27 protein-coding genes are annotated in these 26,446 nt (G+C 66.4%); 23 read left to right on the top strand and 4 right to left on the bottom strand.

Annotation, left to right across the window (positions count from 1 at the left end):
- Positions 1-95 precede the first annotated feature (95 nt).
- Genes ABWW33_RS20420 through ABWW33_RS20410 form a run of 3 tightly spaced genes read left to right on the top strand, consistent with a single transcriptional unit; the run spans position 96 to position 2,686 of the window.
- On the top strand, positions 96-689 hold the full coding sequence (locus tag ABWW33_RS20420; RefSeq protein WP_353403470.1) for an undecaprenyl-diphosphatase: 594 nt from the start codon (positions 96-98) through the stop codon (positions 687-689).
- A 3-nt stretch (positions 690-692) separates the two neighbouring features.
- Positions 693-1,355: a response regulator gene (locus ABWW33_RS20415; RefSeq protein ID WP_353403469.1), complete on the top strand. Its 663-nt coding sequence runs from the start codon at positions 693-695 to the stop codon at positions 1,353-1,355.
- The gene (locus ABWW33_RS20410) at positions 1,331-2,686 is read left to right on the top strand and encodes a sensor histidine kinase (RefSeq protein ID WP_353403468.1); all 1,356 of its coding nucleotides are present in this window, start codon (positions 1,331-1,333) and stop codon (positions 2,684-2,686) included. The genes ABWW33_RS20415 and ABWW33_RS20410 overlap by 25 nt, the downstream gene beginning before the upstream one ends.
- 5 nt (positions 2,687-2,691) lie before the next feature.
- Here the strand turns inward: ABWW33_RS20410 and ABWW33_RS20405 are convergent, their stop codons facing one another.
- Both ABWW33_RS20405 and ABWW33_RS20400 read right to left on the bottom strand, forming a co-directional pair.
- Positions 2,692-3,096, bottom strand: a complete 405-nt coding sequence (locus tag ABWW33_RS20405) for a hypothetical protein (protein ID WP_353403467.1) — start codon at positions 3,094-3,096, stop codon at positions 2,692-2,694.
- A 29-nt stretch (positions 3,097-3,125) separates the two neighbouring features.
- A complete protein-coding gene (locus ABWW33_RS20400) occupies positions 3,126-3,893 on the bottom strand; it encodes a COG4705 family protein (protein ID WP_353403466.1) in 768 nt (255 codons plus the stop codon).
- A 228-nt stretch (positions 3,894-4,121) separates the two neighbouring features.
- On the opposite strand from ABWW33_RS20400, the gene ABWW33_RS20395 reads away from it, so the two are divergent.
- Genes ABWW33_RS20395 through ABWW33_RS20380 form a run of 4 tightly spaced genes read left to right on the top strand, consistent with a single transcriptional unit; the run spans position 4,122 to position 10,127 of the window.
- A complete protein-coding gene (locus ABWW33_RS20395) occupies positions 4,122-7,028 on the top strand; it encodes a TonB-dependent receptor plug domain-containing protein (RefSeq protein ID WP_353403465.1) in 2,907 nt (968 codons plus the stop codon).
- Positions 7,028-8,020, top strand: coding sequence for a PstS family phosphate ABC transporter substrate-binding protein (locus ABWW33_RS20390; RefSeq protein WP_353403464.1), 993 nt, complete (start codon positions 7,028-7,030; stop codon positions 8,018-8,020). The genes ABWW33_RS20395 and ABWW33_RS20390 overlap by 1 nt, the downstream gene beginning before the upstream one ends.
- Positions 8,017-9,042, top strand: a complete 1,026-nt coding sequence (locus ABWW33_RS20385) for a PstS family phosphate ABC transporter substrate-binding protein (protein ID WP_353403463.1) — start codon at positions 8,017-8,019, stop codon at positions 9,040-9,042. The genes ABWW33_RS20390 and ABWW33_RS20385 overlap by 4 nt, the downstream gene beginning before the upstream one ends.
- Complete coding sequence (locus ABWW33_RS20380) at positions 9,039-10,127, top strand: PstS family phosphate ABC transporter substrate-binding protein (protein WP_353403462.1); 1,089 nt, start codon at positions 9,039-9,041, stop codon at positions 10,125-10,127. Before ABWW33_RS20385 ends, ABWW33_RS20380 begins: the two co-directional genes overlap by 4 nt.
- A 28-nt stretch (positions 10,128-10,155) precedes the next feature.
- Here ABWW33_RS20380 and ABWW33_RS20375 read toward each other — a convergent pair whose 3' ends face one another.
- Positions 10,156-10,923: a hypothetical protein gene (locus tag ABWW33_RS20375; protein WP_353403461.1), complete on the bottom strand. Its 768-nt coding sequence runs from the start codon at positions 10,921-10,923 to the stop codon at positions 10,156-10,158.
- A 102-nt stretch (positions 10,924-11,025) separates the two neighbouring features.
- Positions 11,026-12,057, bottom strand: a complete 1,032-nt coding sequence (locus tag ABWW33_RS20370; RefSeq protein WP_353403460.1) for a YncE family protein — start codon at positions 12,055-12,057, stop codon at positions 11,026-11,028.
- A 187-nt stretch (positions 12,058-12,244) separates the two neighbouring features.
- On the opposite strand from ABWW33_RS20370, the gene ABWW33_RS20365 reads away from it, so the two are divergent.
- The 16 genes from ABWW33_RS20365 to ABWW33_RS20290 all read left to right on the top strand — a co-directional run bounded on the left by ABWW33_RS20365 (position 12,245) and on the right by ABWW33_RS20290 (position 26,442).
- The gene (locus ABWW33_RS20365) at positions 12,245-12,910 is read left to right on the top strand and encodes a response regulator (RefSeq protein WP_353403459.1); all 666 of its coding nucleotides are present in this window, start codon (positions 12,245-12,247) and stop codon (positions 12,908-12,910) included.
- A complete protein-coding gene (locus ABWW33_RS20360; RefSeq protein WP_353403458.1) occupies positions 12,907-14,319 on the top strand; it encodes an ATP-binding protein in 1,413 nt (470 codons plus the stop codon). Before ABWW33_RS20365 ends, ABWW33_RS20360 begins: the two co-directional genes overlap by 4 nt.
- Before the next feature lie 85 nt (positions 14,320-14,404).
- Positions 14,405-15,403 carry an ABC transporter substrate-binding protein gene (locus ABWW33_RS20355; RefSeq protein ID WP_353403457.1) on the top strand — a complete coding sequence of 333 codons (999 nt, stop codon included), beginning with the start codon at positions 14,405-14,407 and terminating at the stop codon, positions 15,401-15,403.
- A 21-nt stretch (positions 15,404-15,424) separates the two neighbouring features.
- On the top strand, positions 15,425-16,240 hold the full coding sequence (locus tag ABWW33_RS20350) for an ABC transporter ATP-binding protein (protein ID WP_353403456.1): 816 nt from the start codon (positions 15,425-15,427) through the stop codon (positions 16,238-16,240).
- 10 nt (positions 16,241-16,250) lie between these two features.
- Complete coding sequence (locus ABWW33_RS20345) at positions 16,251-17,129, top strand: ABC transporter permease (protein ID WP_353403455.1); 879 nt, start codon at positions 16,251-16,253, stop codon at positions 17,127-17,129.
- Positions 17,130-17,210: 81 nt separating this feature from the next.
- Complete coding sequence (locus ABWW33_RS20340; RefSeq protein WP_353403453.1) at positions 17,211-17,738, top strand: hypothetical protein; 528 nt, start codon at positions 17,211-17,213, stop codon at positions 17,736-17,738.
- Positions 17,739-17,798: 60 nt separating this feature from the next.
- Positions 17,799-19,265: a substrate-binding domain-containing protein gene (locus ABWW33_RS20335; RefSeq protein ID WP_353403452.1), complete on the top strand. Its 1,467-nt coding sequence runs from the start codon at positions 17,799-17,801 to the stop codon at positions 19,263-19,265.
- 28 nt (positions 19,266-19,293) lie between these two features.
- On the top strand, positions 19,294-20,148 hold the full coding sequence (locus ABWW33_RS20330) for a hypothetical protein (protein WP_353403451.1): 855 nt from the start codon (positions 19,294-19,296) through the stop codon (positions 20,146-20,148).
- A 9-nt stretch (positions 20,149-20,157) separates the two neighbouring features.
- Entirely contained in the window at positions 20,158-20,664 is a 507-nt protein-coding gene (locus tag ABWW33_RS20325; protein ID WP_353403450.1) for a hypothetical protein, read from the top strand.
- A 72-nt stretch (positions 20,665-20,736) separates the two neighbouring features.
- Positions 20,737-21,084 carry a PepSY domain-containing protein gene (locus ABWW33_RS20320; protein WP_353403449.1) on the top strand — a complete coding sequence of 116 codons (348 nt, stop codon included), beginning with the start codon at positions 20,737-20,739 and terminating at the stop codon, positions 21,082-21,084.
- Positions 21,085-21,242: 158 nt separating this feature from the next.
- Positions 21,243-22,466 carry a cytochrome-c peroxidase gene (locus ABWW33_RS20315; RefSeq protein ID WP_353403448.1) on the top strand — a complete coding sequence of 408 codons (1,224 nt, stop codon included), beginning with the start codon at positions 21,243-21,245 and terminating at the stop codon, positions 22,464-22,466.
- A gap of 15 nt (positions 22,467-22,481) precedes the next feature.
- On the top strand, positions 22,482-23,801 hold the full coding sequence (locus ABWW33_RS20310; protein ID WP_353403447.1) for a putative porin: 1,320 nt from the start codon (positions 22,482-22,484) through the stop codon (positions 23,799-23,801).
- 1 nt (position 23,802) lies between these two features.
- Positions 23,803-24,339, top strand: a complete 537-nt coding sequence (locus ABWW33_RS20305; RefSeq protein WP_353403446.1) for an FMN-binding protein — start codon at positions 23,803-23,805, stop codon at positions 24,337-24,339.
- Positions 24,336-25,145, top strand: a complete 810-nt coding sequence (locus tag ABWW33_RS20300) for an FAD:protein FMN transferase (RefSeq protein ID WP_353403445.1) — start codon at positions 24,336-24,338, stop codon at positions 25,143-25,145. Before ABWW33_RS20305 ends, ABWW33_RS20300 begins: the two co-directional genes overlap by 4 nt.
- Before the next feature lie 3 nt (positions 25,146-25,148).
- Positions 25,149-25,601 (top strand): DUF4405 domain-containing protein, encoded by a 453-nt coding sequence (locus ABWW33_RS20295; RefSeq protein ID WP_353403444.1) that lies wholly within the window; start codon positions 25,149-25,151, stop codon positions 25,599-25,601.
- Between the two features lie 106 nt (positions 25,602-25,707).
- Entirely contained in the window at positions 25,708-26,442 is a 735-nt protein-coding gene (locus ABWW33_RS20290; RefSeq protein WP_353403443.1) for a COG4705 family protein, read from the top strand.
- Positions 26,443-26,446 lie beyond the last annotated feature (4 nt).

Genomic DNA, 26,446 nt, shown 5'->3' with positions numbered 1-26,446 from the left:
CCTTGTCCGGCCAGGCAGGTCCAAGCTGCCACCGGCTCAGCGACAGCTAAGTCGGCACGGCTACAGTCGCGATGCCACCAACCCTCGGGATTACCATGACTACTCTGAACACCGATCTGTTCCTGCTGCTGGCCGCGCCGCCGGCGCCATCGCCGCTGCTGCTGTCCGCCGCCATCGCGCTGGCCGAGTCGGCCATTCTGGCCGTGCCTCTGCTGCTGGTGGCCGGTTGGCTGCGCGGCGGCGCGGACTGGCGCAAGGCCGCGCTGGAGGCCTGCCTGTCGGCCGCCGTCGCGCTCGGACTGGCGCAGTTGGCCGGCCTGCTGTTCCCCCACAACCGGCCATTCATGGACGGCATCGCCCACGCCTGGGTCGCGCACGTGCCCGACGCTTCCTTCCCCAGCGACCATCTGACGCTGATCTGGTCCGTGGCGCTGAGCCTGTGCCTGCACCCGGCGGCGCGACGCGCCGGCGCCTGGCTTGCCCTGCTGGGGCTGCCGATGGCGTGGGCGCGCATCTACATCGGTGTCCACTACCCGGCCGATATGGCCGGTGCGCTGCTCGTCGGCGCCACCGGCGCCTGGGTGGCGCGGCAACTGGGCACGCTGCCGGCGCGGGCCTATCCGCCGGTCGAACGGCTGTACCGCAGCCTGTTCCTGCCGCTGATCCGGCGCGGCTGGATGAGGGAGTAGCCGATGCGCGTGCTGCTGGTCGAAGACGATCCGATGATAGGCGCCGCCGCGCAGGCGGCGCTGAAGGCCGCGTGCTGCGCGGCCGACTGGGTGCGCAACGGCCAGAGCGCGCTCGATACGCTGGCCTGCCAGCACTACGACCTGGTGCTGCTCGACCTGGGCTTGCCGGGCAAGGACGGCATGGCGGTGCTGCGCGCAGTGCGGGACTCGGGCAACGAGGTGCCGCTGCTGATCATCACCGCGCGCGACGGCCTCGATGAGCGCATCGAAGGTCTGGACAACGGCGCCGACGACTACGTGCCCAAGCCCTTCGAAATGAGCGAGCTGCTGGCGCGCATGCGCGCGGTGCTGCGCCGCAAGGGCGGCAGCGCCGCGCCCATGCTCAGCAACGGCGCGCTGACGCTGGACCCGGCCACGCGCCAGGCGTCCAGCGGCGGGCTCACGTCGCAGCTGTCGAACCGCGAGTTCGCCCTTCTGCGGGCGTTGATGCTACGCCCCGGCGCGATCCTGTCGCGCAGCGAGCTGGAAGAGCGCATCTACGGCTGGGGCGAGGAAGTGGAAAGCAACGCGGTCGAATTCCTGATCCATGCGCTGCGCAAGAAATTCGGCACAGGCGCCATCAAAAACGTCAGGGGGGTGGGATGGATGGTCGACAAAGGCGTCTGAAGGATTCGCTGCAACTGCGGCTGTCGCTGTGGCTGACCGGCGGCATACTCGCGGTAGCCGTGCCGGCCGCCGCGCTGTCGTTCGGCGCCGCCTACGACGAGGCCAACGAGCTGCAGGACGACGCGCTGCGCCACGTGCACGCGCTGTTCGACCAGCACCGCCTCGCCGCAGGGCCGGCGCGGCAGGACGGCGACACTCCGTTTGCCGGCGGCGACGAGGCACGTGTGGTGGTGCAGCTGCTGCCGTCGCAGCCGTTGCAGGCACCGGACCAGGCGGCAGTCGACGATACGCTGCAGCAGCTGGCCGCCCTGCCTGACGGCATCCACCGGCGTACCATCGCCGGCACGTCCTACCGTATCCTGTTGCGGCGGCTGGCGACCGGCGAGCGGCTGGCGGTGGCGCAGCCCGCCGCCGTGCGCGACGAGATCGCACTGGAAGGCGCGCTGCGCACACTGCTGCCGCTGCTGGTGCTGCTGCCACTGCTGCCGCTGCTGGTGCTGCTGCTGGTACGGCGCGGCTTCCGGCCCATCGCCATGCTGGCCCAGGATATCGACCGCCGCAGCGAACATGAGCTGCAGCCGCTGGCGCCGGATTTCCTGCCGTCCGAAATGCGGCCCTTCGTCACCGCCATCAACCGGCTGCTGGAGCGCGTGGCGCAAGCCATGCAGGCGCAGCGCCGCTTTGTGGCCGACGCCGCCCACGAACTGCGCTCGCCGATGACGGCGTTGTCGCTGCAGGCCGAGGCGTTGGCCGACAGCGGCCTGCCGCCTGACGTGCAAGCCAAAGTGGCTACGCTGCGTTCCGGCCTGCGCCGCGGACGCGACCTGCTGGAACAGCTGCTGTCGTTGGCCCGCGCCCAGGCCGCACCGCCGCCGGCTGCTGTACGCGTATCGCTGCTGCAGGTGTTCCGCCTGGTGCTGGAGGATCTGATGCCGCTGGCGCAGGCGCGCGACATCGATCTCGGCGTGACCAGCGACATCGACGCAGCGCCGCTGGCCAGCGAAGTGGACCTGCTGCTTATGGTGCGCAACCTGGTCGACAACGCGATCCGCCACACGCCCGACGGCGGCCGCGTGGACCTGGCGGTGCTGGCCGGCGACGGCGGCATCGCCGTCGAGGTATGCGACACCGGCCCGGGCATCGCTCCGGAAGAGCGCGAGCGGGTTTTCGATCCGTTCTACCGCACGCTGGGCAACGCGCACACGGGATCGGGGCTGGGGCTGTCGATCGTGGCCACGGTGGCGCGCCGCCTGGGCGCGCGCGTGACGCTCGATTATGCAGACCGGCAGGCGCTGGCCGGACTGCGCGCCAGCATCCTGTTCGGCCGCTGACGCGGCTATTTCGCCTGTGCCTTGTCGATGGCGGCCAGCAGGTTGGCCATGGCCTGCTTGCAGGCAGCTGAATCCGGATGGCCGGCGCGCAGCGCGTCGAGCGCCTTGTCGATGGCCTTGTCGACCACGTGCCAGTCGGCGGCGGCGCGCGGTTTCAGGCCCGCCTCCGCCTGGTCCCACGAAGTCTCCAGGTCCTTGATGCGTTGTTTGCCGCCGGCCAGGTCGCCGGCGTCGACCAGCTTGGCAGTGTCCTGCGCGATGAGGCGGAACTTGCCCAGGTCGCCCAAGCCGGCACTGCTGGCCGCCAGCGCGGCAGGCAGCAGCGGGCTCGATGGCACGATGGCGGCGGCAGCCAGGATGACGGCCGCGCCGGCGACGACGATGTAGCGCTTGATGTTCTTGATTTGCATGTGTGCTCCTCTTGGTTAAGAAATGGATGTCAGTTCGGCGGGACGGCGGCCGGCGCCCGGCTCACCATCGCCACCAGCGCGGCGATCGCCAGCAGGAACACCAGGCTGGTGTTGACCGCGCCCCAGCCGATGCCGCCGTACTCGGTCGATTGCGACAGCAGGTCGCCCAGCGAGGCGCCCAGCGGCCGCGTCAGGATGTAGGCCAGCCAGAAGGTCAGCACCGGATTGGCGCCGTTGCACTGTGCCGCATAGATGATGGCAATCAGCGCGCCGAAAGTGATCGCCCCCAGCCTGAATCCCAGCCCCAGCTCCTCGGTGGCCAGGTCGCCGGCCGCCGTACCCAGCGCAAAGGTCAGCAGGATCGCCGCCCAGTAAAAACGCTCGCGGCGGGCGGTGTTGATGGTGGCGATCGACAGCGTGTGCTCGCACAGGTGCCAGGCCGCGAACAGCAAAGCCAGCAAGACCGCGAACACGCCGGTGCTCAGATACAGGCTGACGCCCAGGCCGTCGGTCAGCGCGTCGGTGATCTGGGTGCCGGCCACGCTGAGCAGCACCACGCACAGCCAGTACAGCCAGGGCGCGAAGCGGCGGCTGTACAGTTGCGCCGCCAGCGCGGTGGCCAGCAGCGCGGCGGTGATGCCGCCGGTGACGGCCGTGCCCAGGCCGGCGTTGACGGCCAGGTAGTCGGCGCCGGTCTCGCCGACCGTGGTGGACAGGATCTTGATGACCCAAAAGCTCAGCACTGCGGCCGGCACCTTGTTGATCAGCGCACCGGGTGCGGAAATTTGTCGATTCATGCAACACCTTGTCGGGAGAATGGGCCGGCTGGCATGGGGCAGACGATAGCGGCCAACAATTAGCAGCCCATTAGCCGGCAGTGTTGCCAATCGGTCCTCGATCAGAAACAATTCAGGTTACGTTTAGAAAAGTGGCGCAACTTCTAGTCCTGAAGCAAGTGAAAACCAAAACCGGGGGAAGCCAAAAAAATAATTGGCACCGGAAGACATAATAATGAGGAGACTAGAATGAAAAATCGTACCAAGATCAAGAAGGCGCTGGCCGCCAGCCTGTTGCTGTCGTCGGGCCTGAGCCAGCTGCAGCAGGCCCGCGCCGAGGACGACGACAAGCAGAAGTCCGAGCACGATGTTCCAAAAATACAACAGGTGGTGGTCACCGGGTCGCACGTGCCGGTCGATCCGGACAAGGTGGCCGTCAGCGTGGTCAGCGTCGATGCCGAGCAGATGTCCAAGGCCGGCGTCAGCACCAACGTGCTCGACATCCTGCGCAAGCAGGTGCCGTCGTTCCAGGGCCGCGGCAACGCCGGCAGCAGCAACGCCAACAACACCAACCAGAACACCGCCGGCGGCTCGCAGGTGCAGCTGCGCAACCTCGACACGCTGATCCTGATCAACGGCCGCCGCGCCGCCATCAGCGGCATCGCCGGCATCGGCGGCAAGGCCTTCGTCGACGTCAACCAGATCCCGCCGTCGGCCATTGAACGCATCGAGGTGCTGCCGGACGGTTCGTCCGCCATCTACGGCTCGGATGCCATCGGCGGCGTGGTCAACATCATCCTCAAGTCCAACTACGAGGGCGCCGAGGTCAGCGGCCGCTACGCGTCGGCCGACGACTATTCCGAAAAATCCGGCGCCTTCACGCTGGGCAAGAACCTCGGCCAGTTCAACCTGACCGTGGCCGGCAGCGACTCGAGCAACACGCCGCTGTTCCAGAACCAGCGCGGCTTCTCGACGCCGATCACCGGCCGCGTGTCGGCGGTGCCGGGCACCTTCGGCGGCGCCACGCCGGGCATCCTGGCGCCGGGGCTGAACACCCCGGCCGGCAAGAATCCGACCGGCGCCGGCGCCATCGCCACCAGTGTCGCCGACCTGTTCGCCAACGGCACCTACCTGCCGACCACCACCGCCGGGATCGCCGCCACCGACGACATCTCGCAATTCCAGACCTTGCTGCTCAAGCAGGAGCAGAAGGCGCTCAGCGCCAACCTGGTCGGCGAGCTGATCCCCAAGTCGCTGTCGCTGTTCAGCGACCTGCTGGTATCCAACAACCAGAGCTTCACCCAATTCCTGCCGGTGACGTCGACGCTGACGGTGCCCAAGGGTGCGCCGTACAATCCGCTCAACGGCACCTTTAGCGGCGTCAATTTTTCCTACTGGCCGCAGCCGCGCCAGTTCAACAACGACGTCGACGCGGTGCGCGCCACCATCGGCCTGAAGGGCAAGCTGGGCGACGGCTGGGGCTGGGAAACGGCCTACGTCCACAGCCAGAACAAGCTGGAGCAGCGCCAGTCCAACCTGATCTACAAGACCAACCTGCCGCTGGCCATCGCCGGCGGCTACGACGCCAACGGCAACCCCGCGACCGGCGGCGCCTACAGCAAGGTGCACAGCGGCTACACCGCCGCCGGCGCGCTGGTGCTGCAGCCGGCGCTTGATCCGTTCGCCCGCAGCGGCGGCATCAACCCAGCCGCGCTGGCCAATGTGTACGGCACCGAGGTCATCAACGGCACCAGCAAGCTGGACTCGTTCGACGCCTCGCTGTACGGCAACCTGGCGACACTGCCGGGCGGCAAACTGGGCTTCGCCGCCGGCGCCAGCACCCGCCGCGAGAAGCTCAGCGCCTATACCGATCCGAACGGCAACAACACCGGTCCCACCGCGCAGCAATGGATAGGCGGCACCTATGCCGACAACTTCGAGCACACCCGCACCGTCAACGCCGCCTTTGCCGAGGTCCGGGTGCCGGTCACCGGCGGCAAGTATGAACTGCCGGGCCTGCACGCGCTGGACCTGGTCGGCGCCTGGCGCTACGAGCGCTACAGCGACGCCGGCAGCGCGTCGGTGCCGAAGATCGGCTTCCGCTGGCAGCCGCTGACCTCGGCCTTCACAGTGCGCGGTTCGTATTCGAAATCGTTCACCGCGCCGACGCTGTACGCCAAGTACGGCCCGACCGCCACCCGCATCGTCGGCGGCAGCGTGATCCAGACCGTGTTCGGTCTGGCCAATCCCGGCCTGAACGGCATGGACGGCAATAATCCCGACCTGACCGCCAGCCGTTCGCAAACCCGTTCGCTCAGCGTGGCCTGGCAGCCGCGCGAGATCGAGGGCTTGACCCTGGGCGCCGAATATCACAACGTGTCGCAGCGCGGCTTCCCGGGCGGCATCGGCTTCACCAACATCCTGCAGAGCGTGGACCAGATGGGCGCGGCCTCGCCGTTCGCCGGCAGCCTGGCCAAGGGCAATTTCCCCGGTCTGCCCGGCGCCACGCCGTTCGCCACGCCAGGCGAGCTGAGCGCTTACCTGAAAGCCAATCCGAACAACGCGCTCAACGTCTACGCCATCGACCACTTCATGAACCTGGGCGGGCTGAAGGTCGAGTCGTACAGCGTCAACGGCGAATATGAAAAGGAAACCGAACACGCCGGCACCTTCACGTTGGGCACCATCGGCACCATCTTCAAGTCCTATCAGTTCCAGGCGCTGCCGTATCAGAAGTACTATGAATACGCCGGCACGGCCACCAATGGCGGCACCGGCGTCCAGGGCACGCTGCCGAAGTACCGCTTCTACACGTCGCTGGACTGGCGCCTGGGCAATTGGACTGCCACGCTGGGCAACAACTACTCGTCGTCCGTCACCGACATCGGCGCCGGCGGCCTGGTGTACGAGACCAGCACCACGCTCAAGCCCATCCGGGTCAAGTCGTACAGCTCCTGGGATGCGCGCGTGGCCTACAAGGGGCACGAGCTGATGGGCAAGTACGGCAAGAGCTGGACCATCGCCGTCGGCGTCAACAACATCGGCAACGTGATGCCGCCGCTGTCGCCGCAGGCGTTCACCGACAACAACGCCGACGCCGCCACCTACTCGCCGATCGGCCGCCTGTTCTACGTCACCGGCAGTGTGCAGTTCTGATGGTGCGGCGCCGACTCCTGTCGGGCCTGGGCGCGCTGCTGCTGTGCGGCGCCGCCTGGGCGCAGATCGACGCCCATCCCGCCCCGAATGCCGGCCTGATCCGCACCTGGGGCCACGGCAGCCGCGACCGCGCCTACGCGGGTGGGCTGGTGGCGGCCTGGCAGCGGGGCTTCCAGCGTAACCATCCCGGCGTTCGGTTCGAGACCACGCTGCGCGGCACCTCTACCGGCATCGGCGGCCTGTACACCGGCGCGGCCGACCTGGCGCTGATGGAACGGGCGCCGATCGCCATCGAACTGGATGCCTATGTGCCGCTGTTCAAGGCCGAGCCGTCGGCGGTGTCCATCGCCACCGGCAGCCTCGACGTGGCGCACCACAATCCGGCGCTGGTGGTGTACGTCCACCAGGACAATCCGCTGACGAGGCTGACCTTGGCAGAACTGGACGGCGTGATCGGTGCCGACCGCCGCCGCGCCGGCCGCCAGCTTCGCACCTGGGGCGATCTGGGCTTGAAGGGAGCATGGGCCCAGCGGCCGATCCACGTCTACATCACGTCCATCGCCGGAGACGATGCCCAGTTCATCGAGCACGCCGTCATGGGCGACAGCCAGAAATGGGCCGGCGACCTGCGCGAGTTCGCCGACGCCGGCGGCATCGACGGCGGCCAGCGCGTGCTCGACGCCCTGGCGGCCGATCCCGGCGCCATCGCCATCTCGACCATGGTGTACCGCAATGCCAAGGCCAGGCCGCTGGCGCTGTCGGCCGGCGACGGCGCGCCCTACGTGGCGGCCAGCAGGGAGACTGTCGCCAACCGCAGCTATCCGCTGGCGCGCGGCGTCACGATGACGTTCAACCGGCCGTTGGCGCCGCACATCAAGGCCTATCTCGACTACATTCTGAGCGACGAAGGCCAGGCGGCGATCGCGCGCGACGGCGGCTACTTCCCGCTGCAGCCGGCCGCCGCGCAGGCCGAAAGGAGCAAACTGCAATGAAACGATTGATCATGACGGCCGCCGCCGCGCTGGCCATGCAGTGCGCGGCGGCCACCGACTACCTGGCCGATTTGGCGCCCTACCAGCCGCGGCAAAGTGTCAGCGGCCGCATCCGCGTCTGGGGCAATCCCTACATTCCGGAACTGATGCAAGCCTGGCAGGACGGCTTCCGCGCCATCCATCCGGGCGTCACCTTCGACACCAATATGAAGGGCACCGAGGCGGCGATGGCCGGGCTGTATGCCGGCATCGCCGACATCGTCTTCATCGGCCGCGAACCCTACCAGCCGGAGCTGGACGCCTTCCGCGACTGGTTCGGCTACGATGCCACCGGCATCAAGATCACGTCCGGCAGCTACGCCACCCAGCACAAGACCTTCGCGCTGATGGTCTATGTGCACAAGGACAATCCGCTGGCCGGACTCAGCCTCAAGCAGCTGGACGCGCTGTATGGCGCCGAACGCCGGCGCGGCGCCAAGGGGCCGGTGCGCACCTGGGGCGACCTGGGCCTAGCCGGCGCCTGGGCCAAACGCCCCGTGCACGTGTACGGCTACGACTTCGACACCGGCATGGCCGGCTTCTTCCGCAAGACCGTGCTCAAGGACAGCTACCGCTGGAATCCGGAGTTGAAGGACTACCGCAACGGCCGCACCGCGACGGGCGACGTCATCAACGCCGGCACCTACATCCTGCAGCAGCTGGCGCAGGATCCGGACGGCATCGGCTACGCCAACGTGTTGTTTGAAAATCCCGGCGTGCGCAGCATCGCGCTGCGGGACGAGGAACAGGGCGCGGAACCGGTGCCGCCGACGCAGGACAACGCCTGGCGCCGCAGTTATCCGCTGACGCGCTACAGCACCGCCTTCGTCAACCGCGTGCCGGGGCGGCCGGTCGAACCCAAGGTGCGCGAGTTCATGCGCTACATCCTCAGCCGCGACGGCATGGCCGCCGTGGTGCGCGACGCCGCCTTCCTCCCCCTCAACAACGACGCCATCCGCGCCGAACTGCACAACATCGAATGAAACCGATCCCGACCTGGGCCGCGCTGGCGGCCATGCTGGTGGCCGTCCTGCCGGCGGCCGCCGACGACCATCTCGACACCCTGCCCGCCTACACGCCCGGCCCCGCCGTCCACGGCACGATACGCAACTACGGCTTCGGCCTGGGCGGCGTGCTCAAGCTGTGGGAGGAAGGCTTCCGCCGCTACCATCCCGATGTGAGCTTCCAGGACACGCTGCCCACCAGCGACGCGGCCTTCCCCGCGCTGGTGACCGGCGTGACCGACCTGGCGCCCGACGGCGGCGAGCCGGCCATCACCGAGGTGCTGTCGTTCTTCGAGGTCTACGGCTATCACGCGCTGGACATCACCGTGGCCTCGGGCACCTACGACGTCGACGGCAAGTCGCCCGGCATCGTGGTCTATGTCCATCCGGACAATCCGCTGGCCAGGCTGACGATGAAGCAGCTCGACGGCATCTTCGGCGCCGAACGCAACGGCGGCCTGCGCGGCTTCAAGTGGAGCGTGACCGACGCCCGCGGTGCCGAGCAGAACATCCGCACCTGGGGCCAGCTGGGCCTGACCGGCGAGTGGGCCGACAAGCCGATCCAGACCTACGGCCACGCGCCGTCCGGCACCACGCGTTTTTTCCAGCTCAAGGTGCTGAAGAACAGCGGCAAGTGGAACCCGAACATGCGCGAGTATGTTGAAACCGGCAGCAAGATGATCGGCGACGACGACCCGGGCCAGACCGGCGGCCTGCAGCACATGCTGCGCGACGAACTGTCGAACAACCGCTACGGCATCGCCTGGACCATCGTGCCGCAGGCCAAGCAGGTGCCGGGGCTGAAGCCGGTGGCGCTGGCGGCGGCCGACGGCGGCCCGTACATCGTACCGAGCCGCCAAAGTTTCCAGGACCGCAGCTATCCGCTGGTGCGCAGCCTGTACATCTACCTGAACCGCAAGCCCGGCACGCCGGTCGAGCCGAAGCTGAAGGAATTCCTGCGCTACGTGCTCAGCCGCGAGGGCCAGCAGGCGGTCGCCGCCAACGGCAACTACCTGCCTCTGCCAGTCCAGACCGTGCAAGAACAGCTTCGCAAGCTGGACTGAAAAAAAAAAGCGGCTCGGGCCGCTTTTTTTAGTTGTGCATCGCATAGCTCCACGTCAAGCCCATCCGCACTTCATTGATGTTGATCCCGTCGGCGCGCGCGTGGCGCAGGCCGACGTCGAAGGCCAGGTCCTCGCTGTGCTTCCAGATCGCGCCCACCAGCACCGAATTGGTATGGCCGCCGTTGTTTTCCCGTTCTGCAAACACCTCCATGATGGGCCGCACCGCCAGCTCCTCCGATCCCTCCAGGATCACGCCGAGGAAGCGCGTGTTGGTCTTCTCGCGGGTGCGCGTCAGGGCGGTGTTCAGGTGGACGGTGACGTCTTCGAACTTCTGCGAGGCGATGGCCGCGCAGGTGCCGCCGGTACCCGACGTGCCATGATATTCCGGCAACAGCACGCCGCACTCCATCGCGATACTGACGCCGCTGCCGCCTTCCTGCAGGCTGCCCTTGCGCAGCACATGCTTGATCGACATCGCCGTGTCGCCGATGCTGGTGCGGTAGCTGCCCTCTTCCGGCGTGCCCAAAAGGCGGCTGGTGCGCCCTTCGATGACGAATTCGAAATCGTCGCCGAAGCCGAAGTTGCCCACCACGGCGGGGGCCACCAGGCTGCTTTGCGAGCCGGCGCGCACGTAGCCCAGCGGCCCCAGCTCCAGCTCGAACACACCCGGCTCGGCGACGGCGGCATCGGTGCCCTCGAACGGGCGCATGGCCTGTGCCGGCATGGACCAGGCGGCGCAGAAGGCGCCGCACAGCAGCAGGCAAGATCGGATGGAAAAAGTGCGGTGGGTAGTCATGAAGTCTCCTGTTATCGGTTATGGTTTGCAGCTGGCTCCAGCCAACAGAGTCAGCATACGCATAGCCCTTAAACCGAAACTGAAGACTTTCTGAAACGGAAGTTAAGGCTTGGCGGCGGGAACGTCGAAGCGCAGCACGGTGGCCATCGCATCCTTGTCCTCGCCGGTGGAGACGGCAGCGTAAAGGCGGTTCAGCTGCGGCACGAAGATCGCCGTCTTGGCGCCCTTGGCGGTCGGCACCGGATCCAGCGCCACGTAGTCGTCGGCGCCCTTCTGCTGCACCACGTTGATGAAGTTGTCTCCGGCCAGGTAGATGCGGTGGTTGCGCGCATCGTAGATCGCCTCGTTGGTGCGGCCCGGCGCCGGGAAGCTGGCGACGGTCTTGCCACTGGAAGTGTCCAGCACCTGCATCACGTAGGGCTGGCGGGTAACGATGAACAGGCGGGCGTTGGCTTCGTCGAAAGCCATCGCGGCGTTAACCTGCCCGCCGCTGACGGGCCAGGTCTTGACCACGTCCAGCGTGTTCTTGTCCAGCACAGCCACTTCGTTCTTGCCGGTGACGTTGACGTACAAGTACTTGCCCTTTTGCTCGACCGCCATCGCCTCGACCTTGTCGGTATCGAAGGGACGGGACGCCAGCGTCTTGCCGCTGCGCGGATCGACACGGACCAGCTCAGACGTCGGCAGGCCGCCGTTCTTGCCGCCGGTGACGATGTACATCGATTTACCGGCCGGGTCGTAGATCATCGAGTCGGCGCCCTTGACCAGCTTGATCGAACCGATCATCTTGTAGCTGCGCGCATCGAAGATCTTGGTGTAGCCATCGCCGCTGTCGGTCACCACCAGCCGGCTCTTGTCTTCCAGGTACAGGATGCCGTGCGGCTGCTCAACGCCGGCCACCGTCTTCAGGTGCTTGCCGCTGGTCAGGTCGAACACCTCCAGCGTGCCGTGGTCTTCGGCTGCCAGGAACAGGCGCTTGCCGGCAATGTCCACGCCGAAATGGTCGAAGTCGCCCGTATAGCCCGGCAAATCGACTTTGCCCGCTTGCTGCAGTGCGGCAGGCTCGCCCGCGAACGTTGCGCCGCTGCCGAGAATTAGCAGGCAAGCGCATGCTATGGCGGTTCTTGTGATCATATAATGTCTCCTGGGTTATTAGGTTGATGATGGCTACCGCGCAAGAGTAGGCGCGCAAGCTGAAACCAACCTGAATGACATGTGAAGCAAACCTGAAACCGCAAATTCAGGTTTCATTCAGGTTTGGGCGCTAGGATCAAAGTAACGCGCCGGTACGAGCGCGTAATAGGACGTAATGGGAGACGCAATGAAAGTCCTGATAGTCGAAGACCAGCAGCGCCTCGGCCTGTTCCTCAAGCAGGGCATGAGCGAGCATGCCTACACCGTGTCGCTGGCCGGCAGCTGCGCCGAAGCGCGCGACGCGCTGTGCGAAACCAGCTACGACGTCATCGTGCTCGACCTCGGCCTGCCCGACGGCGACGGCCTCGACCTGTTGCGCGAATGGCGCAAGAGCGGCTTCAACGAACCGGTGCTGATCCTCAGCGCGCGCGACACCGTGCAGGACCGCATCGCCGGCCTGGATATCGGTGCCGACGACTACCTGCCCAAGCCGTTCAGCCTTGAAGAGCTGCTGGCGCGCGTGCGCTCGCTGCTGCGGCGCCACTCCACCGCCAAGGAGACCGTGCTGGAACACCGCGGCATCCGCCTCGACCTGCTGGGCCACACGGCCCACGTCAACGGCAAGCCGGTGGATCTGACCAGCCGCGAATTCGCGCTGCTGGAAATCTTCATGCACAACGTCGGGCGCATCCTGCCGCGCACCCTGATTTCCGAAAAAATCTGGGATGCCCATTACGACGTCGACACCAACCTGCTGGACGTCTACATGAGCAAGCTGCGCGGCAAGTTCGACACGGTACCGGACCAGCCGCTGTTCAAGACCGTGCGCGGCGTCGGCTACCAGCTGCTGTGAACACCACGGCCAGCCGCGGCCCGATGCCGCAGTGGCGCTCGATCAGCACGCGGCTGGCGATCTGGTACGCGCTGGCCGCCACCATCACCCTCACCTGCCTGTTCGCCGCCGGCTACCAGATGCTGGAGCGGCACCTGATCCACGGCCTGGACCAGCTCAACGTCGCCCAGTTCGAGCAGATCAAGGCCCACCTGCATCCCGAGCACGAGACGGTGGACCCGGACCGCATCGAGGAACGCATCCGCACCTTGACCGAGGCGTCGGCCGCGCTGTTCTACATCGATGTCCACAGCGCCAACACCGGCACCATTTTCCGTTCGCGCAACCTGGCAGGGCGCCAGATCCCGGACATCAAGGGCCAGCATTCGTTCAATGTGTCGGTCGACGCCATCGGCGAGCTGCGCGTGACCGAGTTCATCATCGGCAATTTCGACGTCAACATCGGCACGCCGCTGACCGGCGTGCGCGTGGTGATGGAAGGCTACGGCGAAGTGTGCCTGGGCCTGCTAGGCACGATGCTCGTGATCAGCCTGGTCATCGGGCTGTGGCTCAGCCGCATGGCGCTGCGGCCGATACGCGGCATCAGCGACACCGCCAACCGTATCCGCTCCGACAACCTGGACGCCCGCATCCCCGTCACCGACGTGCAGGATGAAGTGTCCGACCTGGCGCGCATGCTGAACCAGATGTTCGACCGGCTCGAATCGTCGTTCAAGCAGATCCGCCGCTTCGCCGCCGAGGCCTCGCACGAGCTGAAGACGCCGCTGTCGCTGGTGCGGCTGCACGCCGAAAAAATCCTCGTCAGCGGCGGCCTGACGCCGGCGCAGGAGGATTCGGTGCACGTGCAGCTGGACGAACTGGCGCGGCTGGACCAGATCATCGACGAACTGCTGTTCCTGTCGCGCGCCGAGGCCCGGGCCATCACGCTGGATCTGCAGCCGGCCGACCCGGCCGCCTTCCTCAACAACTTCGGCCAGGACGCGCGCGTGCTGGCCGAGCACCACGGCGTGCGCTACGCCTCCAGCCACGAAGGCGTGGCGCTGGTGTCCTTCGACGCCAAGCGCATCCGCCAGGTGCTGCTCAACCTGTTGTCCAACGCGCTGGCGCTGTCGCCTCGCGGCAGCGCCGTCATGCTGAGCTCGCAGGTGGCCGACGGCGTCTGGCGGCTGGCGATGATCGACGAAGGCCCCGGCCTGCCCGACGACCAGAAGGAACGCATGTTCGAGCGCTTCGAGCGCCTGCACAACGGGCGCTACAACGGCAGCGGCCTGGGACTGGCGATCTGCCGCAGCATCGTCGGGCTGCATCAGGGCCGCATCTACGCCCGGACCGGCAGTTTCGACCGCGGCCTGCAGATGGTGATCGAGCTGCCGGCCGAATCCGGCGGCTCGCTGGGTTTGCCTGAATAAAACATCAGAAGCGATTCAGGTTGCGTTTAGCTTGGTGCGGCATTCTGTTCCCAGCGACACCCATATAACAACCCGGAGACCCTCAATGAACCACAAACGACTGTGCCTGACCGCCCTTGCCTTCGCCTCCGCCCTGTGCGCATCCGGCGCCCATGCCGCCGACAAGATCACGCTGATGGTGGGCGGCTACGAAAAACAAATCTACCTGCCCGCCAAGCTGGCAGAGGGCCTGGGCTACTTCAAGGCCGAAGGCCTGGAGGTGGAGTTGTTGAACGAAGGCGCCGGCGTCGATGCCGAAGGCGAGCTGCTGACCGGCGCCGTGCAGGGCGTGGTCGGCTTCTACGACCATTGCGTCGACATGCAGAGCAAGGGCAAGTTCATTGAATCGGTGGTGCAGCTGGCGCAGGCCCCGGGCGAAGTCGAACTGGTCTCGACCAAATACCCGCAGATCAAGTCGATGGCCGACATCAAGGGCAAGAGCCTGGGCGTGACCGGCCTCGGTTCGTCGACCAATTTCCTGACCCAGTACCTGGCCGTCAAGGCCGGCGTGCAGCTGGGCCAGTTCACCTCGGTGGCCGTCGGCGCCGGCCCGACCTTCATCGCCGCCATGCAGCAGGATAAGATCCAGGCCGGCATGACCACCGAGCCGACCATCACCCGCCTGCTCAAGACCGGCGAGGCGCGCGTACTGGTCGACCTGCGCACCATGGAAAGCACCAAGGCCGCGCTGGGCGGCACCTACCCGGCGGCCTCGCTGTACATGACCACTTCCTATGTCAACAGCCACAAGGAGATCACGCAGAAGCTGGCCAACGCCTTCATCAAGACGCTGCGCTTCATCAACACCCACAGCGCCGCAGAGATCACCGAGAAGATGCCGAAGTCGTTCTACGTCGGCGACAAGGACAGCTACGTCAAGGCACTCGAAGGCGGCAAGGCGATGTTCACCATCGATGGCATGATGCCGCAAGGCGGCCCGGAAACCGTGCTGGCCGTGCTGTCGGGGTATTCGAAAAACCTGAAGGGCAAGAAGATCGACCTGTCCAAGACTTACACGACCGAGTTCGTCAAGAAGGTCAAGTAAGCCAACCACGGAAGGAACGATATGTCCAATTCTAACGACACCCCGGCGGTCGAGCTGATCAACGTCAGCCGCCGCTTCCTGACGCCCGACGGCAAGTCGATGGTCGCCATCCGCGATTTCAACATGACCATCGCGCGCGGCGAGTTCGTCGCCATCGTCGGCCCCACCGGCTGCGGAAAGTCGACCACGCTGAACCTGATCACCGGCCTGGCCAAGCCGTCTAGCGGCGAGGCGCGCCTGTTCGGCCAGCAGGTCAACGGCGTCGATCCACGCATCGGCTTCGCCTTCCAGACCGACGCGCTGTTCCCGTGGCGCAGCGTGATCGACAACGTGGTGGCCGGCCCCCTGTTCCGCGGAAAGGAGAAGGAGGAAGCCTACGCGCTGGCGCGCAAGTGGCTGGCGCGGGTCAACCTCAGCGGCCACGAGACCAAGTATCCGCACCAGCTGTCCGGCGGCATGCGCAAGCGCGTGGCGTTGGCGCAGACCTTCATCAACGAGCCGCAGGTGCTGCTGATGGACGAGCCGTTCTCCGCGCTGGACGTGCAGACCCGCGTGATGATGCACGAGGAGTTGCTGCGCCTGTGGTCGGAGGCCAGGGCCTCGGTGCTGTTCGTCACCCACGACCTGGAGGAAGCCATCGCGCTGGCCGACAAAGTCTACGTGCTGACGGCCGGCCCGGCCACCGTCAAGTCGATGTACCGCATCGACCTGCCGCGCCCGCGCGTGGTGTCGGAGATCCGCTACGACAAGCAGTTCATCGACATCTCCCAAACCATCTGGAACGACCTGCGCGACGAAGTCATGCTCGGCGCCGCCCGTTCCGAAGTAGCCGCCTGACGAGGACGACATGATCAATTCAAACATACAAACCGCGCCGCCGGTGTTCCGCGCCGGCACCTCGGACGTGGAAATCGAAGCGGCCGCCGCCAAGTCCGCCAGCAAGCGCCGCCAACTGGTGACGTTCTGGCGCTGGGCCATCCTGGTGGCGTTCCTCGGCGGCTGGGAGCTGCTGTCGCGCATCGGCGTGATGGACCCGTTTTTCTTCTCGTCGCCGCTGGCCATCATGGTACGGCTGTACGAGTGGACCACCGAGGGCGTCGACGGCGTCTCGCTGTGGTACCACCTGTGGGTGACGATGGAAGAGTCGCTGCTGGGCTTCCTGACCGGCTCCGTCGGCGGCATCCTGATCGGCGTGGCGCTGGGCCGCAACCGCTTCGCGGCGGACGTGTTCTCGGTCTACATCAAGGTCATCAACTCGATTCCGCGCGTGGTGCTGGCGCCGATCTTCATCATGATCTTCGGCCTGGGCCTGGCGTCGAAGGTGGCGCTGTCGTTCGTGATGGTGTTCTTCGTGGTCTTTTCCAACGCCTTCCAGGGCGTGCGTGAAGCGGACCGCTCGCTGATCGCCAACGCCCAGATCCTCGGCGCCAATTCGTGGCAGATGACGCGCTCGGTGATCGTGCCGTCGGCCATGAGCTGGATCTTCGCCTCGCTGCACGTCAGCTTCGGCTTCGCCATCATCGGCGCCATCGTCGGCGAATTCGTCGGATCGCGCTACGGCATCGGCCTGCTGATCAACATCGCCAAGGGCTCGTTCGACGCGGCCGGCATGTACGCCGCGATCATCATCGTCATGGTGGTGGCGCTGGCGGCGGACTACCTGATGTCGGCGGTGGAGAACCGGCTGGCCAAATGGCGCCCCGCCGCGCTGCATGAGACGGACTGACATGGACTGATTTTTTGCTACAGAAGTGCCTTTGTTTTACAACATCAACGGAGACAGCCCTCGCGGGCTATAAGGGAAATCATGAAAGCCTTGAAAAAAATCGCACTCGCAACCCTGGTCGGCGTCACCATGGCCGCCACCCTGCCGGCCGTGGCCGAGACGCCGGCCAAGAACTGGACCGCGCCGAGCTACAAGATCTATGCGCAGACGCTGTCGGACGAGATCATGGCCGCGCATCCCGAGCTGATCAGCGTGACCTTCCATGGCGTGCCGCCGGGCATGTCCAAGGTGTACACGATGTTTGCCGGGTCCTATCCCGACCGCATCGGCAATCCGGACGATCCGGACGATGTGATGATCATCGAAACCGGCATCACCATCCTCGATCCGCGCTGGCACCGCACCAAGGATGCGATCCGCAAGTACGTGCCGATGCTGCCGCTGCGCGACGCGGCCGGCGAGAACATCGGCCTGCTGGTGCTGGCCTATAAAAACCCGGCCGACGCCGGCTACAACGACGAGCACTTCTTCAAGGCCTCGATGAAGCTGCGCGACGAACTGCAGAAGAAGATCCCGAGCTACGCGGCGCTGTTCCAGCAAGCCAAGTAACGCCAGGGCCGCCGGCCACGCGGCCGGCGGCTGCCGATCACGCTTCTTTACGGTTCAGCCATGAATGCTATCCGTCTCACGGCGCGCAGCGCCTGCGCCGCGCTGCTGTTCGCCTGTAGTTTCGCGCCCTGTACTGCCGCACCGCCGGCAGCCGCCATCAACAGCATCGGCGATCCGGCCATGGCCCCGCTGATGGACGCCTGGCTGGCCGGTCTGCGGCAACATCATCCCGGCCTGCACAAGGGACCCCGCTGGCGCCACGAGTCCGTCGCCGCCGCCGCCGGCGCGCTGATGTTCGAAACCGCCGACATGGCGCCGTTGACCCGCCTTCCGCTGCCGTCCGAAACCGCGCCCTACGCCCACCAGTTCGCCGGCGACATGATGAAGGCGCCGCTGATGATACGCGTGGCCGGCACACTGCAGCACCCCGCCTACATCGCCGTCAACAAGCGCCCCGGTTCGCCGCTGCCGCCTGCCACCACCGAATTCATCGCCTTCGCCTTGAGCGCTGAAGGCCAGGCCATCGCCGCCAGCCAGGGCAGTTACGCGCCGCTGAACGCCGAGGACATGCAGGCGGAGCGCGCCAAACTGGACGGTTTTGTCGCCGACCTCGACCCCGCCCTGCCGGTGTACAAAGCCAAGACCGCCGTACGCGGCGCCATCCGCAGCGACGGCAGCGACGGAATGAAAAGCCTGATGGAGCGCTGGATGAACGACTTCGAGCGCCTGCAGCCGGGCGTGCGGCGCGGCGAACGCTGGGAACATCCCGGTACGCTGAACGGCTTCCACGCGCTGATGGCCGGCGAAACCGACCTCGCGCCGATGGGCCGCGAACTGTGGCCCGAAGAGCAGGCCGCCTACGCCAGCGTGCTGCCGGGCCGGAAGCCGCTGGAGATCAAGGTGGCACGCGGCGGCTTCAACACGCCGCAGCGCACCACGGCGCAAGCGGTGTTCGTCCATCCATCGAATCCGCTGGCGTCGCTGACGATGGCCCAGCTGCGCGCCGTGCTGGGCGACGGCGGTGGTGCGGCACCTGTCACGCGCTGGGGCCAGCTGGGCCTCGCCGGCGCCTGGGCCGACCGTCCGATCCATATCTACATGCCGCCGGCCGTGGCGCCGAATGCGATGTCGATGCAGGAAATGGTGCTGGGCGGCGGCCGCTGGAATCCGGCCGCGCAGCCGGGCAGCATCGCCGACACGGCGCAGGCCTTGCTGCGCGATCCGGACGCCATCGGCTTCGGCGGCCTGGAAGAAGGCGCGCCGGGACTCAAGGCCCTCGCCATCGCCCCCGCCGACGGTGTGGGGCCCGTCGAACTGAACGCCGCCAACGCCGCCAGCGGCGCCTATCCGCTGACGCGCTACATGTACATCCGCCTGAACCGCCGCCCCGGCCAACCGCTGCCGCCGCAGATCAGGGAATTCCTGCGCTACGTGTTGAGCCGCGATGCCCAGGAGCCGGTGCGCTATTCCGGCTACTTCCCGCTGACCGCCGACGAGGTCAGGCGGGAACTGGCCAAGCTGGATTGAATCACCCACGTAAAAGAACGGAGACACCATGAAAGCTGCAATCCTGATCGCTTGGGCCGGGGCTTTGTCCGCCGGCGCAGTGCAGGCCGGCCAGACCTACGGCGACACGCTGGTCGCTCAAACGCTGTCGCGCCATCCCGAAGTGCTGGCGCTGTCGCTGTACGCCACGCCGCCGAAAGCCCCGGCCAGCGTGGTGATCGCCTCCAGCAAGCTGCCCGCCGGCCAAGCCACGCCGGACAGCGCGGCGGCCGTCCAGGGCAGCGGGCAGCCGGCGCAGGTCGCCGACGGCGTCGCCGTGGCCACCATCGTGCCGCTGCTGGACGTGGCGGGCGAGCCGATCGGCGCGCTGAGCGCGACGCTGCCCGCCGCCGACGACGCGGCCCGCCCGGCACTGCTGAAACAAACCGAGGCGCTGCGGGAAGAATTGCGCCGCAAGGTCATCAACGTGGCCAACCTGCTCGATCCCTATCCCTACGTGCAGGACGCGCCCAACAGTCCCTATGCGCAGCGGCTGGTCGACCAGTTGATGGCGGCGCATCCCGAACTGCTGGTGCTTGCGCTGCACGTGCGTAACGCCAGCGGCAGCGACTATCCGATCATCGCCTCCAGCATCGGCCGCATCGGCAAGAAGGCCGATCACGACGACATGCAGGTGGTGACAACCGGCGAACCGCTGACCGGCGCCTACGGCCCGAATAAATCGCGCTTCGGCATCGAGCTGGCCATGTACGACGCGGCGGGCAGCCGCATCGGCGCGATGAGCGTCGGCTTCCACCACCACGGCGCGGACGAGGAGCCGGCGCTGGTGCAGCGCGCGCGGCAGATCGAAGCCGAACTGCGGGCGCAGATCCCAAGCCTGGCGCAACTGCTGTCCGCACAGTGAGGTGCCGTCATGAAGACCATCTGCGACCATCAGATCGGCCTGGAGGCCGGACTGGAGGCGGCAACACCATCGGCGGCGCGGCCTTCCACCGGCCGCCGTCTCGACAAACTGCGAGCGCTGCTGGCCGAATTGTCCCGGCGCGACCTCGACGTGGCCGCCGCCGCCAGCTTCCTGCGCTGCTCGCCCTCCACCGCCCGCAGCTGCCTGTACGAATTGCGCGCGGCCGAAGTTGCATGCCAGCTTCCGTCCACCCAGGTGGCGCAGTACGATTGCCTGTGCTTCCGCGCGACCTCGGACCCTACGCAGATCGGCTACTTCCTGGAGCAGCTGGAAGCGGCGCGGCTGGGCGATACGGTAACCGTCCGCAAGGCCCCATCGCGGGCGCTACGCTCCGGCGGCAGCAGCTTCCACATCCTCGGCGACGACGTCAAGTTTGCGTTGCGGCTGTCGCGGGCCAAGGCGCGGCGCGATCCGCTGGTGGCTGCGCTATTCGGCGCCGCGCCGGCGCCGGCCTGAACTCAGGGGCGCCTAAGTCTGTGCGGCCAGACTGTGAAGCGCGCAATATCGCGCTTCACTCTGGAGAGCAACATGCCCAACTATCGCACCATGTCCGTCATCGTCGCCGGCCTGCTGGCGGCCGGCGGCGTCGCCTTCGCGGCGACTCGACAACTCAACGAAACGGAAAACGACGCCCTGGCTGCGGCCAAGGCGCCGGTGACCTTGATGCAGGCGCTGAGCGCCGCTGAAAAACAGGCCAACGGACGGGCCACTCGCGGCGAATACGAGCCAGGCAAGGCCGGCGCCCGCTACGAGATCGAAGTGGTCAGCGGCGCCAAAGCGTTTGACATCAAGATTGACGCGAGCAGCGGCAAAGTGCTGTCGTCGGTGGAAGACAGGGCCGACAGAGGAGAGCATGGCGAGCACGACGAAGAATAAAACCATGAAAACGGGCTTTGTTAATGATAAAGCTCGTTTCATTAAAGCTGCATTAAGTTAAAGGATAAACAAATAAACAATAAATTGATTGGTGCACACGAAATCTTTTGAGATAATGCGAATTATTGCTATTTGCATTCACCTCACTTTACGTCGCAATGCCAAACACAACTTTCCATCTTCGGCACCTCGCCGCAGTTCTCCTGCTTGCCGGCCTGGCCGCTTGCAGCGGCGGCGGCTCCTCTTCCACTCCCACCACGCCACCGGTCACGCCCGTCGTCGAAGGCGGTCTCAGTAAATCTGCCCAACTGGGCGAACTGATCTTCAAGGATGCGTCGCTGTCCGCCTCCGGCAAGCAGTCCTGTGCCACCTGCCACAATCCCGACAACGCCCACGGCCCGACCAACAACCTGTCGGCGCAGTTGGGCGGCGCCAACGGCGACGTGCAAGGTTTCCGCGCCGCGCCGTCGCTGCGTTACCTGAACCAGAATCCAGCCTTCTTCTTCGACAAGGAAGGCACGCCGACCGGCGGCTTCGACCGCGACGGCCGCGCCATGACCCTGGCCGAACAGGCCGAACGGCCTTTCCTGGCGGCGCACGAGATGGCCAACGTGAGCAAGCAGGACGTGATCGACAAGCTGAAGAAGGCCGCCTACGTCGAGCAATTCCGCGCCCAGTTCGGCGCCGGCATCCTCGACAGCGCCGAACAGGCCTTCAGCCGCATGACTTTCGCGCTGCAGTCCTACCAGCAGGAGGCGCCGGAGTTTCACCCCTTCGATTCGAAGTACGACCTGTTCCTGGCCGGTAAAGTGAAGCTGTCCGACCAGGAGCTGCGCGGCCTGGCGCTGTTCAACAACCCGACCAAGGGCAACTGCATCGGCTGCCACACCAGCGCGCGCGGCGCCGACGGCTCGCCGCCGCTGTTCACCGACTTCACCTTCGACAACCTCGGCCTGCCGCGCAACAAGAAGCTGGCGGCCAACGCCGCCCCGGCCTACTTCGACCTCGGCCTGTGCGGCCCCGACCGCACCGACCTGGTGGCGACGCACCCGGAACTGTGCGGCGCCTTCAAGGTACCGACGCTGCGCAACGTCGCAACGCGCCAGACCTTCTTCCACAACGGCGCCTTCGACAACCTGAAGGACGTCGTGGGCTTCTACGTGCGGCGCGACACCAATCCCGAGGAGTGGTACCCGGCCGGCGCCGACGGCGCGGTGCTGAAGTTCGACGACCTGCCGCCGGAATACCGCAAGAACGTCAACACCACCGAAGTGCCATACAACCGCCAGCCCGGCATGGCGCCGGCGCTGTCGCCCGGCGAGATCGACGACGTCGTGAAATTCCTCGGCACGCTGACCGACGGCTACAAAATCAATCCTTAATCGCAGAGACAGACCATGAACAAACACCTGATCGCCACCGCCCTCGCCGCCGCCTTCCTCGGCGCCCCGCTGGCCGCCACCGCCAGCGAGGCCGAACTGCTGGCCCGCCTCGATAAAATGGCCGCCGAGCTGGAACAGCTGAAGGCCGAACTGAAAGCCAGCACGCAGAAGACCGCCGTCATCGAACAGCGCCAGGCGCAGATGGCCGCCACCCCCGCTCCTGCGGCGGTGCCCGCGCCTGCGGCCGCCGTGGCCAGCGCCCCGTCGTCCAACGTCAACGGTCCCACCACCATCCTCGGCGGCTACGGCGAGATCAATTACAACCGCCCCACCAAGGACGCCAGCGGCGCCCAGGCCGATGTGCGCCGCGCCGTGATCGCCATCGAGCACCGCTTCGACGAGAAGACCAAGATCGTCTCCGAATTCGAATGGGAGCATGCCATCGTCTCCGCCGACGACAAGGGCGAGAGCGAAGTCGAGCAGCTGTACGTCGAACGCGAATTCGGCAATGGCCTGCGCAGCAAGGTCGGCCTGTACCTGATTCCCATGGGCCTGCTGAACACCAACCACGAGCCGACCGCCTACTACGGCGTGGAGCGCAACTTCATCGAAACGGCGATCATCCCGTCGACCTGGCGCGAAGTGGGCGTCAGCCTGTCCGGCGACACCGCCGGCGGCCTGACCTGGGACACCGGCATCACCACCGGCTTCGACCTGGGCAAATGGGACGCCGCCGGCAGCGACGGCCGCGAATCGCCGCTGGGCGCGATCCACCAGGAAGGCCAGTTCGCCAAGTCGCGCGACCTGAGCGTGCATGCGGCGCTGAACTGGCGCGGCGTGCCCGGCCTGCTGCTGGGCGGCTCGGTCTTCACCGGCAAGCTCGGTCACAAGGCCGAAGGCTTCGCCGCCAACGATGCGCGCCTGACGATGGTCGACCTGCACGCCCGCTACACGCCGGGCCCGTGGGACCTGTCGGCGCTGTATGCCCGCGGCCAGATCAGCAACACCGAAGCGCTCAACGAAACGCTGGTCGGCAATCCGACGCCGGTGCCGAAGAGCTTTGCCGGCTGGTACGCGCAGGCCGCCTACCAGGCGCTCAAGTCGGGCGACTACACGCTGAGCCCCTTCGCGCGCTACGAGCAGTTCAACACCGCCAAGAGCTATGCCGCCGTGCCGCAGGGCCTGGGCGTCGCTCCTTCGCCCGACGAGAAGGTCACCACCGTCGGCGCCAACCTGCGGGTCGGCGAAGGCGTGGTGCTGAAGGCCGACTATCAGTGGTTCAAGGAAGACAAGCTGCGCGACCGCCTGAACCTGGGCATGGGCTTCTCGTACTGACATGCATTACCGTCACTGGATCCCTCTTGCTGCCGGCGCGGCGTGCGCGCCGGCCTTCGCCACCCAATACCTGAACGCGGAGCAGGCGCAGAAGCTGATCTTCCCCGAGGCGACGGCGTTCCGCCAGCAGGACCTGGCGCTGACGCTGGCGCAGATGCAGCAGGTGGAAAAGCTGGCCGGGCTGGCGGCGCGCTCGGTCAACTGGCGTGTGGTCGGCGCCTACAGCGGCGACAAGCTGCTGGGCTACATGGTGCTCGACGACGTGATCGGCAAGTTCGAACTGATCTCGTACGCGGTCGGCCTCAACCCCGATGCCAGCGTGCGCCAGATCGAGATCCTGACCTACCGCGAAAGCCACGGCGGCGAGATCCGCCTGCCGGCCTGGCGCCGCCAGTTCTCCGGCAAGGCGTCCGGCACCGGCGGCCTCGCGATCGGCGACGGCATCGCCAACATCAGCGGCGCGACGCTGTCCTGCACCCATCTGACCGATGGCGTGCGGCGCATCGCCGCCGTGGCGCAAGTGGCGCTGAAAAAATGATGCGCCGCGCGCAGCCGTGGCTGGGAACGATGGTCGACATCACGGCCGACGGCGACCCGCAGGCGATATCGGCGGCGTTTGCCGAGGTGGCGCTGGTGCATGGGCTGATGAGTTTTCACGCCCCGGCCAGCGACGTCTCGCGCCTGAACCGCGCGGCGGCCGGCGACGTGCTGGCCGTGCATCCGCACACGTGGCAGGTGCTGCATCTGGCGCAGCAGGTGGCCGACGCCTCGGACGGCATGTTCAATGTCGGCTGCGCGCCGCGCCTCGCAGCCTGGGACTGCCTGCCCCCGCCGCAGGCGGAACTGCCGGAATACCGGCCATTGCAGCCGGTATTCGTCTGCGAGGAGGGTGGCATGGTGCGCAAGCTGATCGCCGGCTGGTTGGACCTGGGCGGCATCGCCAAGGGCTACGCGGTCGATCTGGCCGTCGCGGCGCTGCGCAGCGCCGGCACTGACAACGCCTGCGTCAATGCCGGCGGCGACCTGCGCACATTGGGCGACGATGCCTGGCCGGTGATGGTGCGCCATCCGCTGGCGCCGCACCGCGCCGGCGCCACGCTCAAGCTGCGCAACCAGGCGCTGGCCACGTCATCCAACTACTACGCCCTGCGCAGCCACAACGGCCGCCAGGTCGGCGCGCTGGTCGACGGCCGCGACGGCGAGCCGGTGACCGGCGACATCAGCGTCTCGGTCCGGGCGCCGCTGTGCGCGGTGGCCGACGCCTTGACCAAGGTGGTGCGCCTCAGCGCCGATCCCCATCACCCGGCGCTGGCCCGATGGCAGGCGTCGGCGTTTATAATCTGAGCGATGCATACCCACCGTCCCCATATCAACCTGCGCGTCGAACGCTGGCATCGCCGCTGCATCTACGCCAGCATCGCCGCGCTGCTGCTGACCGGCGGCGCCTGGGTGCTGGCGCACTACTTCTTCCGCACTGCCGGCCAGTTCGGCGAAAGCGCCAGCCCGGTGGAGCCGTGGGCCATGAAGCTGCACGGCGCCGCCGCCATGGTCATGCTGTTCTTCCTCGGCAGCCTGATGAACTCCCACATCCGCCGCGCCATCAAGGCCGGCCGCAACCTGGCCACCGGCTGGGGCATGATCGCCGTCATGCTGTTGCTGATCGCCACCGCGTTCGCCCTGTACTACATCGCCGGCGAAGGCGACCGCCCCGTGTGGTCCCTGCTGCACTGGGCTGTGGGCCTGGCCGGCGGCGCGCTGTTCGTGCTGCACATCGCGGTTGGACGGCGTCGGCGGCCTTGATTTCCCTGTAAGCGAGTCATGGGTCGAATTTAATGATGGCTTAATCTGTCCTGCGATAGGCTGGCTTCACGACGATCAATCATGATTATTGAAGGGGATACCAAAGATGAAAACCAGCCATATGCCCACCGTGAATCCGCGATACTGGACTGCCATAACGCTGGCCAGCATTTGCGGTACAAATCTTGGCGACCTTTACGCCCACACCACTCACTTCGGCATCGTCCAGGGGCTACTGATACTTTGCGCGATTGCGGCCGCCGCTTTTATCGCGGAACGCAGCGATAATGCGGCCCATGAAAGCTATTATTGGCTCGTCATTATCATTATTCGTACCGGCGCCACGAACATCGCAGACTATCTGGCGTTCCGCGTCCATGTACCGATGGTCCTTCTGATTGCTGGCTTGGCGGCGGCGTTGGGCGTCCTGGCGTGGAAAGCAAAAGCTGGGGAAGGTGTCCGTACTGCTGAAGCACCTATACTGCCAGATACCGGCGGCATCTATTGGGTCGCCATGCTCATCGCTGGAGTATTCGGCACGGTTCTGGGCGATGTCGTTTCGCACGCTGTCGGCCAGGGCATCGCCTCACTTGGCTTGGGATTCATCCTTGCTTCGGTAATGTGGTGGCGGAAAAGCGGTGTTGCGACACCCGGCATTGGGCTCTATTGGTTGACTGTGGCGACCGCGCGAACTGCCGGCACGGCCATTGGCGACTGGCTGGCGGAGAACAAGATCATGAATCTTGGCCTGCCGCTGTGCACCGCGATGACCGTGTTCGCCTTCCTGTTCATCCTGCTGGCATTCCCGTGGAGACGGGCAGCGAGGGTCACACCTGCTTGACGAA

The organism is Duganella hordei (genome assembly GCF_040369125.1).
Lineage (GTDB): Bacteria > Pseudomonadota > Gammaproteobacteria > Burkholderiales > Burkholderiaceae_D > Rugamonas > Rugamonas hordei.
Note: the sequence above shows the minus strand (reverse complement) of the source record. Positions and strands in the feature narration are given on the sequence as shown.

Excerpts from the sequence above, each read along its gene's own strand:
- ABWW33_RS20420 (WP_353403470.1), top strand. The coding sequence starts at position 96 with ATGACTACTCTGAACACCGATCTGTTCCTGCTGCTGGCCGCGCCGCCG.
- ABWW33_RS20415 (WP_353403469.1), top strand. The coding sequence starts at position 693 with ATGCGCGTGCTGCTGGTCGAAGACGATCCGATGATAGGCGCCGCCGCG.
- ABWW33_RS20410 (WP_353403468.1), top strand. The coding sequence starts at position 1,331 with ATGGATGGTCGACAAAGGCGTCTGAAGGATTCGCTGCAACTGCGGCTG.
- ABWW33_RS20405 (WP_353403467.1), bottom strand. The coding sequence starts at position 3,096 with ATGCAAATCAAGAACATCAAGCGCTACATCGTCGTCGCCGGCGCGGCC.
- ABWW33_RS20400 (WP_353403466.1), bottom strand. The coding sequence starts at position 3,893 with ATGAATCGACAAATTTCCGCACCCGGTGCGCTGATCAACAAGGTGCCG.
- ABWW33_RS20395 (WP_353403465.1), top strand. The coding sequence starts at position 4,122 with ATGAAAAATCGTACCAAGATCAAGAAGGCGCTGGCCGCCAGCCTGTTG.
- ABWW33_RS20390 (WP_353403464.1), top strand. The coding sequence starts at position 7,028 with ATGGTGCGGCGCCGACTCCTGTCGGGCCTGGGCGCGCTGCTGCTGTGC.
- ABWW33_RS20385 (WP_353403463.1), top strand. The coding sequence starts at position 8,017 with ATGAAACGATTGATCATGACGGCCGCCGCCGCGCTGGCCATGCAGTGC.
- ABWW33_RS20380 (WP_353403462.1), top strand. The coding sequence starts at position 9,039 with ATGAAACCGATCCCGACCTGGGCCGCGCTGGCGGCCATGCTGGTGGCC.
- ABWW33_RS20375 (WP_353403461.1), bottom strand. The coding sequence starts at position 10,923 with ATGACTACCCACCGCACTTTTTCCATCCGATCTTGCCTGCTGCTGTGC.
- ABWW33_RS20370 (WP_353403460.1), bottom strand. The coding sequence starts at position 12,057 with ATGATCACAAGAACCGCCATAGCATGCGCTTGCCTGCTAATTCTCGGC.
- ABWW33_RS20365 (WP_353403459.1), top strand. The coding sequence starts at position 12,245 with ATGAAAGTCCTGATAGTCGAAGACCAGCAGCGCCTCGGCCTGTTCCTC.
- ABWW33_RS20355 (WP_353403457.1), top strand. The coding sequence starts at position 14,405 with ATGAACCACAAACGACTGTGCCTGACCGCCCTTGCCTTCGCCTCCGCC.
- ABWW33_RS20350 (WP_353403456.1), top strand. The coding sequence starts at position 15,425 with ATGTCCAATTCTAACGACACCCCGGCGGTCGAGCTGATCAACGTCAGC.
- ABWW33_RS20345 (WP_353403455.1), top strand. The coding sequence starts at position 16,251 with ATGATCAATTCAAACATACAAACCGCGCCGCCGGTGTTCCGCGCCGGC.
- ABWW33_RS20340 (WP_353403453.1), top strand. The coding sequence starts at position 17,211 with ATGAAAGCCTTGAAAAAAATCGCACTCGCAACCCTGGTCGGCGTCACC.
- ABWW33_RS20335 (WP_353403452.1), top strand. The coding sequence starts at position 17,799 with ATGAATGCTATCCGTCTCACGGCGCGCAGCGCCTGCGCCGCGCTGCTG.
- ABWW33_RS20330 (WP_353403451.1), top strand. The coding sequence starts at position 19,294 with ATGAAAGCTGCAATCCTGATCGCTTGGGCCGGGGCTTTGTCCGCCGGC.
- ABWW33_RS20325 (WP_353403450.1), top strand. The coding sequence starts at position 20,158 with ATGAAGACCATCTGCGACCATCAGATCGGCCTGGAGGCCGGACTGGAG.
- ABWW33_RS20320 (WP_353403449.1), top strand. The coding sequence starts at position 20,737 with ATGCCCAACTATCGCACCATGTCCGTCATCGTCGCCGGCCTGCTGGCG.
- ABWW33_RS20315 (WP_353403448.1), top strand. The coding sequence starts at position 21,243 with ATGCCAAACACAACTTTCCATCTTCGGCACCTCGCCGCAGTTCTCCTG.
- ABWW33_RS20310 (WP_353403447.1), top strand. The coding sequence starts at position 22,482 with ATGAACAAACACCTGATCGCCACCGCCCTCGCCGCCGCCTTCCTCGGC.
- ABWW33_RS20305 (WP_353403446.1), top strand. The coding sequence starts at position 23,803 with ATGCATTACCGTCACTGGATCCCTCTTGCTGCCGGCGCGGCGTGCGCG.
- ABWW33_RS20300 (WP_353403445.1), top strand. The coding sequence starts at position 24,336 with ATGATGCGCCGCGCGCAGCCGTGGCTGGGAACGATGGTCGACATCACG.
- ABWW33_RS20295 (WP_353403444.1), top strand. The coding sequence starts at position 25,149 with ATGCATACCCACCGTCCCCATATCAACCTGCGCGTCGAACGCTGGCAT.
- ABWW33_RS20290 (WP_353403443.1), top strand. The coding sequence starts at position 25,708 with ATGAAAACCAGCCATATGCCCACCGTGAATCCGCGATACTGGACTGCC.